At 61.0% G+C, this 12,029-nt stretch carries 13 protein-coding genes, 1 tRNA gene and 1 riboswitch; of the genes, 12 read left to right on the top strand and 2 right to left on the bottom strand.

The features are described 5' to 3' along the window. A partial coding sequence (gene glyA, locus QOC89_RS03525) for a serine hydroxymethyltransferase (protein WP_323043752.1) occupies nucleotides 1-1,228 on the bottom strand: 1,228 nt, incomplete at its 3' end. A 166-nt stretch (nucleotides 1,229-1,394) separates the two neighbouring features. Beyond that, a riboswitch (ZMP/ZTP riboswitch) is annotated at nucleotides 1,395-1,503 on the bottom strand. 238 nt (nucleotides 1,504-1,741) lie between these two features. On the opposite strand from glyA, the gene ydfG reads away from it, so the two are divergent. The 12 genes from ydfG to QOC89_RS03465 all read left to right on the top strand — a co-directional run bounded on the left by ydfG (nucleotide 1,742) and on the right by QOC89_RS03465 (nucleotide 11,046). Continuing rightward, a complete protein-coding gene (gene ydfG / locus QOC89_RS03520) occupies nucleotides 1,742-2,488 on the top strand; it encodes a bifunctional NADP-dependent 3-hydroxy acid dehydrogenase/3-hydroxypropionate dehydrogenase YdfG (protein WP_323043751.1) in 747 nt (248 codons plus the stop codon). 82 nt (nucleotides 2,489-2,570) lie between these two features. Beyond that, nucleotides 2,571-3,050 carry a tol-pal system-associated acyl-CoA thioesterase gene (gene ybgC / locus QOC89_RS03515; protein ID WP_179737464.1) on the top strand — a complete coding sequence of 160 codons (480 nt, stop codon included), beginning with the start codon at nucleotides 2,571-2,573 and terminating at the stop codon, nucleotides 3,048-3,050. Nucleotides 3,051-3,205: 155 nt separating this feature from the next. Beyond that, complete coding sequence (tolQ, locus tag QOC89_RS03510; RefSeq protein ID WP_012431821.1) at nucleotides 3,206-3,883, top strand: protein TolQ; 678 nt, start codon at nucleotides 3,206-3,208, stop codon at nucleotides 3,881-3,883. 10 nt (nucleotides 3,884-3,893) lie between these two features. Beyond that, nucleotides 3,894-4,337: a protein TolR gene (gene tolR / locus QOC89_RS03505; protein WP_323043750.1), complete on the top strand. Its 444-nt coding sequence runs from the start codon at nucleotides 3,894-3,896 to the stop codon at nucleotides 4,335-4,337. Next, on the top strand, nucleotides 4,334-5,371 hold the full coding sequence (gene tolA / locus QOC89_RS03500; RefSeq protein ID WP_323043749.1) for a cell envelope integrity protein TolA: 1,038 nt from the start codon (nucleotides 4,334-4,336) through the stop codon (nucleotides 5,369-5,371). The genes tolR and tolA overlap by 4 nt, the downstream gene beginning before the upstream one ends. Nucleotides 5,372-5,510: 139 nt before the next feature. Then, entirely contained in the window at nucleotides 5,511-6,803 is a 1,293-nt protein-coding gene (gene tolB / locus QOC89_RS03495) for a Tol-Pal system beta propeller repeat protein TolB (protein WP_169486215.1), read from the top strand. Between the two features lie 32 nt (nucleotides 6,804-6,835). Then, nucleotides 6,836-7,345, top strand: coding sequence for a peptidoglycan-associated lipoprotein Pal (gene pal / locus QOC89_RS03490; RefSeq protein WP_323043748.1), 510 nt, complete (start codon nucleotides 6,836-6,838; stop codon nucleotides 7,343-7,345). 19 nt (nucleotides 7,346-7,364) lie between these two features. Next, entirely contained in the window at nucleotides 7,365-8,114 is a 750-nt protein-coding gene (gene ybgF / locus QOC89_RS03485; protein WP_323043747.1) for a tol-pal system protein YbgF, read from the top strand. Between the two features lie 219 nt (nucleotides 8,115-8,333). Then, nucleotides 8,334-8,409: transfer RNA gene (locus QOC89_RS03480), tRNA-Lys, on the top strand. Between the two features lie 229 nt (nucleotides 8,410-8,638). Then, the gene (locus QOC89_RS03475; RefSeq protein WP_323043746.1) at nucleotides 8,639-9,298 is read left to right on the top strand and encodes a hypothetical protein; all 660 of its coding nucleotides are present in this window, start codon (nucleotides 8,639-8,641) and stop codon (nucleotides 9,296-9,298) included. Between the two features lie 277 nt (nucleotides 9,299-9,575). Then, nucleotides 9,576-10,040, top strand: coding sequence for a hypothetical protein (locus QOC89_RS03470; protein ID WP_416340339.1), 465 nt, complete (start codon nucleotides 9,576-9,578; stop codon nucleotides 10,038-10,040). A gap of 193 nt (nucleotides 10,041-10,233) precedes the next feature. Further along, nucleotides 10,234-11,046 (top strand): mechanosensitive ion channel family protein, encoded by an 813-nt coding sequence (locus QOC89_RS03465; protein WP_323043745.1) that lies wholly within the window; start codon nucleotides 10,234-10,236, stop codon nucleotides 11,044-11,046. 167 nt (nucleotides 11,047-11,213) lie between these two features. Here the strand turns inward: QOC89_RS03465 and QOC89_RS03460 are convergent, their stop codons facing one another. Continuing rightward, nucleotides 11,214-11,885, bottom strand: coding sequence for a DedA family protein (locus QOC89_RS03460; protein WP_323043744.1), 672 nt, complete (start codon nucleotides 11,883-11,885; stop codon nucleotides 11,214-11,216). Nucleotides 11,886-12,029: the final 144 nt, after the last annotated feature.

The following is a 12,029-nucleotide window of genomic DNA, read 5'->3' as shown; positions in this document are numbered from 1 at the left end:
GCTGGGTCAACTCGGCGACTTGCGCACGCACACGTTCGATCGTGGCGGCGTCTTCCGGGTTGTCCAGCACGTCGGCGATCAGGTTGCCCACCTGCTCCGCTTCCTTGACGCCGAAACCACGCGTGGTCATGGCCGGCGAGCCAAGACGCACACCGCTCGTGACGAACGGCTTTTCCGGGTCGTTCGGGATTGCGTTCTTGTTGACCGTGATGTGCGCCGCGCCCAGCGCAGCTTCCGCTGCCTTGCCGGTGATCTTCTTGGCACGCAAGTCGACCAGCATCACATGGCTTTCGGTACGGCCCGAGACGATGCGCAGGCCACGCTTGACGAGCGTTTCGGCCAGCACGCGCGCGTTCTCGACGACTTGCTGCTGATACGCCTTGAACTCCGGCGACAGGGCCTCCTTGAACGCGACGGCCTTACCGGCGATCACGTGCATCAGCGGACCACCTTGAATGCCCGGGAAGATCGCCGAGTTGATCTGCTTTTCGAACTCGGCTTTCATCAGGATCACGCCGCCGCGCGGGCCGCGCAGGCTCTTGTGCGTGGTGGTGGTGACAAAATCGGCGTGCGGCACCGGGTTCGGATAGACGCCCGCGGCGACGAGGCCGGCGTAGTGCGCCATGTCGACCATGAAATACGCACCCACCGACTTCGCGATCTTCGACATCCGTTCGAAGTCGATGCGCAGCGAGAACGCAGACGCGCCAGCCACGACCAGCTTCGGCTTGTGTTCCTGTGCGAGCTTTTCAGCCGCGTCGTAGTCGATATCTTCGGCTTCGTTCAGGCCATAGCTCACCACGTTGAACCACTTGCCCGACATGTTGACCGGCGAACCGTGAGTCAGGTGACCGCCGTGCGCGAGGCTCATGCCCATGATCGTGTCGCCCGGCTTGAGCATGGCGAAGAACACGCCCTGGTTCGCCTGCGAGCCGGAGTTCGGCTGCACGTTGGCGGCTTCGGCGCCGAACAGTTGCTTCACGCGGTCGATCGCCAGTTGCTCGGCAACGTCGACATATTCGCAGCCGCCATAGTAGCGCTTGCCCGGATACCCTTCGGCGTATTTGTTGGTAAGTTGCGAGCCTTGCGCAGCCATCACGGCCGGGCTCGTGTAGTTTTCCGACGCGATCAGTTCGATGTGCTCTTCCTGACGGCGGTTTTCCTGCTCGATGACCTTCCAGAGTTCAGGATCGACGTTGGCGATGGTGCTTTGGGCTCTGTCAAACATACGGATTCCGTTGAATGTGTTCAGGTTGACCGGATCGTGCGCCGAATCTTGCGTAGAGGGTACGCAGCACTGCTGGCGGCTGGGCCAGCCCTGACGTGGCGGATGGAGAGTCGCCGCACACGCGAGGCAGGACAGCCACCGCCAGCGCAGTTCAATGCGCGCGGATCACGGCTGCCCAGGCGAACGGCAAAACGGCACCCTGCGCTTCACGGTGGGTTGTTCCACCTTGAATCCGATTGCTTGAACCGGTTCTATCGCCAGTCACGCAGGGATGAGCGCGTTAGTTTATTGGAAGAGGATCGAATAGGCAACCGGCTTGCCGCCGGCCCCGCGGGCGCTTGCCAGGCGGGTTACGGCAGCGCCGCAAGCGGCGCGCAAACATCTGATGAAAACGCGCCCGCAACCCGCTCCGCGTCGCTGCCCCGGCCACTTGTACGGCTGGTTCATCCTTGCCGCAGCGCCGCATTGGAAGTAGGCTTGGGACCTTTCTCCTTTACCAGCCAGGGAACTGCAATGATCGTGTTTGTCACCGGAGCGTCCGCGGGATTCGGCGCCGCTATCGCTCGCGCCTTCGTCAAGGGCGGCCATCGGGTCGTCGCCACCGCGCGCCGCAAAGACCGCCTGCAGGCACTCGCCGACGAACTCGGCGACGCCCTCCTGCCGTTTGAGCTCGACGTGCGTGACCGCGCCGCCGTCGAAGCCGTGCCGGCCTCGCTGCCCGCCGATTTCGCCGCGCTCGACGTGCTCGTCAATAACGCCGGTCTCGCGCTCGGCATCGAGCCGGCGCAAAAGGCGAATCTGGACGAATGGAACACCATGATCGACACCAATTGCACGGGCCTCGTGCAGGTCACGCATGCGCTGCTGCCCGGAATGGTGGAGCGTAACCGCGGGCACATTTTCAATCTGGGGTCGGCGGCCGGCAGCTGGCCGTACGCGGGCGGCAATGTCTATGGCGCCACCAAGGCGTTCGTACGCCAGTTCAGCCTGAATCTGCGCGCCGATCTGGCCGGCACAGCCTTGCGCGTGACCGACATCGAGCCGGGCCTGTGCGGCGGCACCGAGTTTTCGAACGTGCGCTTTCGCGGCAACGACGAAAAAGCGGCCAAAATGTACGAAAACGTCCAACCGCTGACGCCCGAAGATATCGCCGACTCGATCTACTGGATCGCGACCCGGCCTGCGCACGTCAACATAAACACGATCGAGCTGATGCCGGTGGCCCAATCCTTCTCCGCTTTGTCGGTTCATCGCGGCTGAAATTGCGGCTGAATTTCCGGCTCAGGCAAGCCAGGCGGGGCGCACATCTTGAAACACACCTCGGGGTATGCGTTCCGGTAAAATGCGCGGCATGAATCTGTCGACCATCCAGCCCGGTACGGAAATCGGCTTCACGTGGCCAATCCGCGTGTACTACGAAGATACCGACGCCGGCGGCATCGTGTTTTACGCGAATTACCTGAAGTTTTTCGAGCGGGCGCGCACCGAGTGGCTGCGCGCGTGCGGCGTCGATCAGAACCGGCTCGCCGACCAGGCGGGCGCCATTTTCATCGTGCGCAGCACCGCAGTCGATTATCGGGCGCCGGCCCGCCTCGACGACGTCGTCAAGGTAGTGAGCCGAATCGAGCGTCTAGGCCGCGCTTCGGTCGATTTTGCACAGGAAGCGTGGCGTGACGGCACGTTGCTTGCTACCGGTTCCATCCGGGTCGGCTGTGTCGACCGCATTGCACTGCGTCCGGCCGCGATTCCTCCGCCGGTTCTCGCTGCGTTGCGGCGCGGGCCGAACGTGAACGACGGCGGCGTGTCAACGAACAACGACTGAACCCCGTTGTTACGGGGCCAGTGAACTCGTAACGATCAAGCAACACAAAGCATGGTTCGGCTTGCGATATCGCCGATGCTTCCGTTTTGCTCACGGCAAGCTTCGAGTGGCCTTGCAGCCGGACGCCCCCTTCCGGGACGTTAAAACGAACCTTTATGAACACTACACAAGATCTGTCGATCGTTTCTCTCGTACTCAATGCGAGCCTGCTGGCGCAGGCCGTCATGGCACTGCTGCTTCTGCTGTCGCTGTTGTCGTGGACTTTCATCTTCCGCAAGTGGTTTGCGATCCGCCGGGCACGCGCGCAAACTGAACGCTTCGAACGCGATTTCTGGTCGGGCGGCGACCTGCAGGCGCTGTATCAGAGCGCCGCCAACAACCGCCACACGATCGGCGCGCTGGAACGGATTTTCGAATCCGGCATGCGCGAATTTCTGAAGGGCAAGGAAAAGCGCCTGAACGATTCCGGTGCGATTCTCGACGGCGCGCGCCGTGCCATGCGCGCCGCGTTCCAGCGTGAAATGGACGTGCTCGAAGCAAATCTGGCGTTTCTCGCGTCGGTCGGTTCGGTCAGCCCGTATATCGGTCTGTTCGGCACGGTGTGGGGGATCATGAATGCGTTCCGCGGCCTCGCCAACGTGCAACAGGCAACGCTTGCGAACGTCGCGCCGGGCATTGCGGAAGCGCTGACCGCCACGGCAATCGGCCTGTTCGCCGCGATTCCGGCCGTGGTTGCCTACAACCGCTACGCGCACGACATCGACCGTCTGGCGATCCGCTTCGAGACCTTCATCGAAGAGTTCTCGAACATCTTGCAGCGCCAGGCACAGTAAGGAATCCACGATGGCAGGCTCTTCCTCCAGCATGCGCGGTTCCCGTCAGCGCCGCGCGATGGCCGACATCAACGTCGTGCCGTACATCGACGTGATGCTCGTGTTGCTCGTGATCTTCATGGTGACCGCGCCACTCGTCGCCCCGTCGATCGTCAATCTGCCGACCGTCGGTGGCGCCGCGCCGCAGCAGCAAACTCCGCCCGTGATCGTGAACATCCGCGCGGACGGCAATATGAGCGTCAAATACAAGGACGATTCCGGCGCGCAGCAACAGGAAAACATGAGCAAGGCCGATCTGCACGGGTTCATCGCCGACCGAGCGCAGTCGCACCCTGATCAGCCCGTCGTGATCGCCGCCGATAAGACCGTGAAGTACGAAGTCGTGATGAACGTGATGTCCGAACTGAAAGCTCAGGGCGTCAAGCGCGTTGGATTGCTCGTCAAATCACAATGATCCGCAAGAATTCCGAATACCCGCTTCAGCCGCCGCGTGAACGTGGCACCTGGCGAGCCTTTCTGTTCGCCCTGGTCATGCACGCGCTGCTGGGGTTCTTCCTGTATCACGGCATTCAATGGCAGAACAGCACGCCGGCAGGAGCAGAGGCAGAACTGTGGACCGAAGTGCCGGATTCGGCGATTCCCCGCCCACCTCCGCCGCCGCCTGTTCCGGTCGCCCCTGCCCCGCCGCTGCCGGACGAACAGGCCGACATCGCGCTGCAGGAAAAGAAACGCCAGCAACAGGAAGCGGCCCGTCAGGCGCAACTGGCCGAGCAGCAGCGTCAGCAGAAGCTGCAAGCCCAGCAGGAGGCCGAGGCGAAGCGTCAGCAGCAACTGGCGGTTGATCAGGCCGCGCAAAAAGCAGCGGCGCTCAAACAGAAACAGTTGCAGCAACAGCAGCAACAGCAGGCACAGAAACAGTTGCAGCAACAGCAGGCCGACAAGCTGAAACAACAGCAATTGGCCGACCAGCAAAAGCAGCAGCAGTTGAAGGAACAGCAGCAGGAGCAGCAGAAACAGGCCGAGGCTGACGCGCAGAAGAAGGCCGATGCGCAGAAAGCAGCGAAGGCCAAGGCGCAAGCCGATGCAGCAGCGCAAGCGAAGAAGCTGGACGCGGAACGTCGTGCGCGGCTTGCCCAGTTGCAAGGTTCGGCGGGTGCCGAAGGCTCGACCGGCAATGGGCTTGCGAAGAGCGGCACGGGTAGCGGTTCGGGTGGCACGGCGACATCGCCGGGTTACGCGGACAAGGTGCGTCGCGTGGTGCGTCCGAACATCTCGTGGGGCGGCGAAACGGACGGCCTGGAAACGGTCATCTCCGTACGCTGCTCGCCGAGCGGCACACTGCTCGATGCGCAGATCGCGCGCAGCAGCGGCAATTCCGCGTGGGACGATGCAGCACTGCGGGCTGTCCAGCGTTCGAATCCGATGCCTCAGGATATCGACGGAAAAACGCCCACCAGCTTCAAGATTACGTTGCGCCCTGCAGGGTGATTGCAACAGTTTGACAGTCAGTTGACAGCAGACGCAGCGCCCCGCCCAGCGTGGCGCGCCCGGGAACGAATTAGGTGTTTGCGGGTCTGTCTGCTGTCGTGAAGTGTTAGTAAAACCGTTTTTGGGGAAACCATACAGCATGAGTTTGATGACCAAGCTAGGCCTGCGGACACTTGTAGCGTCGTGCCTGATCGCCGTCGGCGGCGCCGCCAACGCACAACTCAACGTCCTCGTGACAGGCGTCGGGTCCACCCAGTTTCCGATCGCAACGGCGAACTTCGCCAATGAAGCGAATTCGCCGCAGCAGGTCAGCACGATCGTGCGTCAGGATTTGCAACGCAGCGGCAAATTCACCAATATCGACGCGGGCAGCACGCCCGTCTCCGAAACGGATTCGGTCGACCTCGGCAGCTGGAAAGCCAAGGGCGCCAACGCATTCGTGTCGGGCAGCGTCAACCGTCTGCCGAACGGCCAGTACGAAGTGCGCTTCAAGCTGTACGACACCGTCAAGGGCGAAAGCCTCGGCGGCCTCGTACTCGTGAGCCCGGAAAGCGGCTTGCGCATGAGCGCGCACAAGGTCGCGGACTACATCTACGCGAAGCTGATGGGCGGCCGCGGCGTATTCGCCACGCGCCTGTCGTATGTGATCAAGACGGGCGGCCGTTATCAGTTGCAGATCTCCGATTCGGACGGCCAGGACGCGCACATCGCGCTGTCGAGCCCCGAGCCGATCATCTCGCCGGCCTGGTCGCCTGACGGCACCAAGGTCGCTTACGTTTCGTTCGAAAAGAAAAAGCCGATCGTCTATATCCACGACCTGCCTACGGGCCGTCGCGTGGTCGTATCGGACCAAAAGGGTAACAACAGCGCGCCGGCCTGGTCGCCGGATGGGCGCACGCTGGCCGTCGCGCTCTCGCGCACCGGCAACACGCAGATCTTCGCCGTCAATGCGGACGGCAGCGGCCTGCGGCGCCTCACGCAAGGCAGCTCGATCGACACTGAACCGTGCTTCTCGCCTGACGGCCAGTCGATCTATTTCACCAGCGACCGTGGCGGCCAACCACAGATCTACAAAATGTCGGCCCAGGGCGAAAACGCCGGCGCCGCACAACGCGTGACCTTCACGGGCAGCTACAACACCAGCCCGCGCGTGAGCCCGGATGGCAAGCAGCTCGCCTATATCTCGCGGGTCGGCGGCGGATTCAAGCTGTACATTCAGGACCTGCAAGGCAATACGGCCACGGGCCTGACCGACACCACACATGACGAATCGCCGAGCTTCGCGGCGAACGGTCAGTACATTCTTTACGCCACACAGGTGAACGGCCGTGGCGTGTTGGCCGCAGTGTCGACCGACGGTCGCACTCGGCAGGTCCTGTCCGTTCAGGGCGGCAGCGTACGCGAGCCGTCCTGGGGCCCATTTATGCAATAACGTTCATGCAACAACACAAGGAGAGTTACCAAATGATTTCAAAACTTCGTTTCGCATTTGCCGTACTGATGGTTGGTTTGCTGGCCGCGTGTCACTCGGGCGTCAAGCTCGACGAAAACGCCAACAAGGGCGGCACTGTTTCCACGCAACCGAACCCGACCGATGTCGCTCAGGTCAACGTCGATCCGCTGAACGATCCGAACAGCCCGCTCGCCAAGCGCAGCATTTACTTCGATTTCGACAGCTACTCGGTCAAGGACGACTACCAATCGCTGCTGCAACAACACGCGCAATACCTGAAGAGCCATCCGCAACGTCACGTCCTGATCCAGGGCAATACCGACGAACGCGGCACCAGCGAGTACAACCTGGCACTCGGCCAGAAGCGTGCTGAAGCTGTGCGCCGTTCGCTGTCGTTGATGGGCGTGACGGACTCGCAAATGGAAGCCGTGAGCCTCGGCAAGGAAAAGCCGCAAGCCGACGGTCATGATGAATCGTCGTGGGCACAAAACCGCCGCGCCGACCTCGTGTACCAACAGTAAATAACGGGTGATGAGCCGAATGACGCATCGTTTCTCCTGGCTGCGGTTCGCCGCAGCGGCCTGCGTCGCAGGCATGGCCTTCACAGCTGTGCCCGCGCACGCGGGTATGTTCGACGACGATCAGGCCCGTCAGGCCATTCTCGATCTGCGTTCGAAGACCGATAGCCTGTCGAGCCAACTGTCGGCCGCACAGCGCACGATCCTCGATCAGTCCAACCGCCTCGATCAGCTGAATCAGCAGGTCGCGACGTTGCGTGGGCAGAACGAAGATATGGGCAACCAGCTCACCACGCTGCAAAAGCAGCAGAAGGACTACTACACGGATCTGGACACGCGGTTGAAGAAATTCGAGCCGCAGCAGCAGACCGTGGACGGCGTCCAGGGCGAGGTACAGCCGGGTGAAACCGATTCGTTCAATGCGGCCTCGCAGCAATTCCGCAGCGGCGACTTCAAAAATGCGGCGGCGTCGTTCCGCACGTTCATCTCCAAGTATCCGAACAGCCCTTACCAGCCGACCGCGCAATACTGGCTCGGCAACGCGCTGTATGCGCTGCGTGACTACAAGGGCTCGACGGCGACCTGGCAAGGTGTGGTGAAGAATTACCCGCAGCATCCGCGTGCGCCGGAAGCGCTGCTCGCGATTGCGAACAATCAGCTCGAGCAAGGTCAGAAGGCTGCGGCCAAAAAGACGCTGGAGCAGATCGTCGCTCAGTACAGCGGTTCGGACGTCGCGCAGTCGGCTCAGAGCAAGCTGTCGCAGATCAAGTAGTCGTACAGGCTTTAGCAGTTGGTGTCACGCGCAGTGGCCACGCAGTTCTCACCGTGGTTCAAACCGCGGTTTGAACATTAACCAGCCCCGCGCGCCTCTCGCTGGAAAGCCCTGGGTAGCAATACCCAGGCTTTTCACTATCTGAAGTAGGGATAGCCCGGCTTACCACCATGAGTTGACAGCCCACACTTGCTATCGCTATAATTTCGCTTCTCTTTTGGGTCGTTAGCTCAGCTGGTAGAGCAGCGGACTTTTAAACCGTTGGTCACAGGTTCGAATCCCGTACGGCCTACCAAAAGATTCAAGGGCTTGCACGCGTCAGCGTCGCAAGCCCTTTTCTTTTTCTGCCCCCCGCGCCGCCCTCTTCGCTCGATCCCTCCAATAGTTCGACACCCCACAGACCGCCCCCGTCTTGCGCAAGCATGATCGCTTCACGGGCCATAAGAGCGCCGCAAAAACGACCATAAAACAGGGCTGCCACGGGACAGACGATCCCGCCGCCCAACCCGCCCAGGGGGGCGCCCATGAACACTGCAAAAGTAATCTGGGTAGTAGGTCTGGCGATCTCGATGGAAACGGTGCACGCTCAGGAAATATTTCTGGAGGGCGGAACGCTCGGTGCCGGCATTGGCGCGGCAATAAACGTCACGTCCTGGTTCGGCGTGCACGCGGACTTCAACGCGATCACTTTTTCGCATGACTTTACGGTGGGCGGAAATCGTTATGCCGACGACGTGAAGCTTCGCCAGGGAGGCATCTACGGCGATCTGTTCCCGTGGTCGAACAGCGGCTTTCGCCTCACCGCCGGCCTGCGCTTCACGGACGACGAAGTAAGCGGCCAATCCGTTCCCACGAACGGCACCTACATATTCAAAGGCCAGAGAACGCCGGCCTTTCCGGGCGAGTATGCGACCGCCACCGTCAAGTACCCGACCGTCATGCCCTATCTGGGGGTCGGCTATGGCTTGCGACCCGCGGCCAAGGGGTTTGGCCTGGTAGTCGATCTCGGCGTCGCGTACGGCATACCGCACTCGTCCTATATGTTGTCACCGGCCTTGGCTCAGGCCGCGGGTCCAGCCATGAGCCAGGAAATTGCCACGACGGGACTGCAGCAACTGAGGGACAAAGCCTCGCCCTACCGATGGTATCCGACGCTGCAAATTGGTCTTTCGTACCACTTCTGAGCACTTCCGAGCAAGCGGGCAAAGTCCCGGCAAACACTGGCGCACAAGCGACTCGCGCAGGCTCGTTGCGACGGCATGGGTATCGCTTTGGGCGTGCGGCATCGACGAAATCAGATCGAGTTCGCCTCGATCTTGTGCATGGGCGCGAAAGTTTCTCACAGCGCAAATCATCATGACCCACCCAACCATGGGGGCCTTCTTACATCACGTCTCTTCAATACGGAATCGATACAACGGACTCCGAACATTGATATTTATTGAGACGTAAAGACGTGCAATGATCGCCGCCGATTCTGCGCATCACGCTGCAATGCTGCGTGAGCAGACGCTTTGGCAACGCCGCAAATCTCTGCGCTTTCATTCCGTCAACATGACTAATTTTCTGCTCGACCTCGTCGCGAACCTTGCGTTGCTGGCAATCGTGTTGTTCGCGTGTCATCTGTGCAACCGGCTCATACCCGGCGCCACGCTCAATGGCGCGCATATTTTCGTCGCACTGGCGTCGACCGCCTTACTGCTCGATGCCGCGCTGACCTTTCTCGTGTTCGCCGACGCACAAAACCGCTACGGCAAGTTCAGCGAATCGAGCGCATTCTTCGAACGCGCCAGCACCTATGCACTGGCCGCTATTGCCGCATTGGTGTGGCGGTACGTCACACGTCGCACACGTGCCGCAGAACGGAACAACAGCACGTTGGTCATTCGCACGTCACCGTATTCCGAATCACATCTGCCGATGTAAGCGCACGCGGCCCATTTTCCTGCGTCACGCATTGCGCATCATCGCCAGGAACGGACCTTGCGCATGGGCGCCCCCTCGCCTATAACTTCCGAAGACCGAGAGTTACCGTTTGCGCCCCTTACCGGGCATTTGCCGCTGTATTGCACTACGGCCGTTCAATCAGTCGAAGGCAACTTACCCAACGAGGAACATCTTGGATCTCGAAACCGTACGCGTGTTCATCATGACCCGAGGCATCGACCTCGGGACCAAGGTCCTCGGCGCGATCGTGTTGTGGATCGTCGGCCGTTGGGTCATCGGCCTGATCACCGGCTTGCTTCGCAAACTGCTGTCGAAAAACGGCCGCGTCGATCCAACCCTCGCGCATTACCTCGGTTCGATTCTCGGCGCGTTGCTGAATCTGCTGCTGATCCTCGCGATCCTGCAGGTGTTCGGCGTCCAGACTACCTCGTTCGCCGCATTGCTCGCCGGTCTCGGTCTCGCGATCGGCACTGCGTGGGGCGGCCTGCTCGCCCACTTCGCGGCAGGCATCTTCATGCAGGTGCTACGGCCGTTCAAGGTGGGCGATGTTGTCACTGCCGGTGGCGTGACCGGCACGGTCTCCGAGTTGGGACTGTTCGGCACAACCATCGTGACGCCGGACAACGTGACGACCATTGTCGGCAACAACAAGATCTTCTCCGACACGATCTCGAACTACAGCGTACTGCCGGTACGGCGTGTCGAGTTGACCGCGAAGATCGCCAACGGCGTCGATCCTACGGATGCCATGAACCGGCTGAAGGCGGCCGTCATGCAGATTCCGAACGTGGCTGAAAGCCCCGCGCCGGATATCGAAGTGCTGAGCTTCACACCGGAGGGACCGTTGTTATGCGTGCGGCCCTATGCGAACAACGAGCATTATTGGCAAGTCTACTTCGACACCAATCGCGCGATCGTTCAGACCTTCAAGGAAGCTGGCTATCCGACACCGGAAACGCCGCTTGCGCCGCGCGTGGTGACTTGAGCGCGACCGCGACTCAGGTCCAGGACTGACCGAGGTGATGGCTCGCCAGGTTGACAGGTTTGCTCACAACTTGCGCGATCCGGCTCAGCGGATCAGGCCGCAAAATGAAAACGGCGTCGCGAGATTCGCGACGCCGTTTGTTCGTCTGCTCCATGTCACGTGAAGCGTCAGCGGGTGCCCGCCTTGGACGCATTCTTGCGCGTCACCTTCCACAACGCGCCTAACACAACCGGTACCACGGCTGCACCGATACCCACCAGCACGATTACATTCAGATACTGCCGGATGAACGGAATGTTGCCGAAGAAGTAGCCGAGCAACACCAGCAGCAACACCCACAACAGCGCGCCCAAGACGTTGAAGAGCTGGAATCGGCTCACCGTCATCTCCGACGCACCGGCGACGAACGGCGCGAAGGTACGCACCACCGGAATGAAACGCGCCAGCAGGATGGTCTTGCCACCATGCCTTTCATAGAAGTTGTGGGTCTTCTGTAGCGCGGCGCGGTCGAGGAAACGCTCAAGGAAAGGGATGTGCGAATTGAACACCCGTGGCCCGATGGCCCGCCCGATCATGTAGTTGACCGTGTTGCCGGCAACCGCCGCAACAAGCAACAGCACGATCAAAAGGCCGAGATTCATTTGACCGCTCGCGCAAAAGGCGCCGCCGATGAACAGCAGGGAATCGCCCGGCAGAAACGGCAGGACGACCAGCCCGGTTTCGCAGAACACGATCAGAAACAGGACCGCATAGACCCAGGTGCCGTACACGTGAATGAAGTCACCCAGGAACTTGTCGATGTGCAAGACAAGGTTGACGAAGTGTAGCAACGTGTCCAAAAAGCGTCCTTTATTGAGCGAATGTGAGCGTGGTGGAAGTGGCTGCGTTAGCAGCCTTGCGGGCGACGGCCGGCGAGCACGTGCTCGCCGCCGGAAATTGACCGCGTCATGATACCGAAAGTGCCCGGGTACGATTAAAAATCT

It is taken from the genome of Paraburkholderia sp., assembly GCF_034668105.1.
In the GTDB taxonomy this organism is placed as follows: Bacteria; Pseudomonadota; Gammaproteobacteria; order Burkholderiales; family Burkholderiaceae; genus Paraburkholderia.
This window is presented reverse-complemented; position numbering and strand designations above follow the sequence as displayed.

Coding starts and splice junctions, on each gene's coding strand:
- QOC89_RS03470 (WP_416340339.1), top strand. CDS start 9,576: ATGATCGCCGCCGATTCTGCGCATCACGCTGCAATGCTGCGTGAGCAG.
- tolA (WP_323043749.1), top strand. CDS start 4,334: ATGATCCGCAAGAATTCCGAATACCCGCTTCAGCCGCCGCGTGAACGT.
- QOC89_RS03475 (WP_323043746.1), top strand. CDS start 8,639: ATGAACACTGCAAAAGTAATCTGGGTAGTAGGTCTGGCGATCTCGATG.
- tolR (WP_323043750.1), top strand. CDS start 3,894: ATGGCAGGCTCTTCCTCCAGCATGCGCGGTTCCCGTCAGCGCCGCGCG.
- pal (WP_323043748.1), top strand. CDS start 6,836: ATGATTTCAAAACTTCGTTTCGCATTTGCCGTACTGATGGTTGGTTTG.
- tolB (WP_169486215.1), top strand. CDS start 5,511: ATGAGTTTGATGACCAAGCTAGGCCTGCGGACACTTGTAGCGTCGTGC.
- ybgC (WP_179737464.1), top strand. CDS start 2,571: ATGCGCGGCATGAATCTGTCGACCATCCAGCCCGGTACGGAAATCGGC.
- tolQ (WP_012431821.1), top strand. CDS start 3,206: ATGAACACTACACAAGATCTGTCGATCGTTTCTCTCGTACTCAATGCG.
- ydfG (WP_323043751.1), top strand. CDS start 1,742: ATGATCGTGTTTGTCACCGGAGCGTCCGCGGGATTCGGCGCCGCTATC.
- ybgF (WP_323043747.1), top strand. CDS start 7,365: ATGACGCATCGTTTCTCCTGGCTGCGGTTCGCCGCAGCGGCCTGCGTC.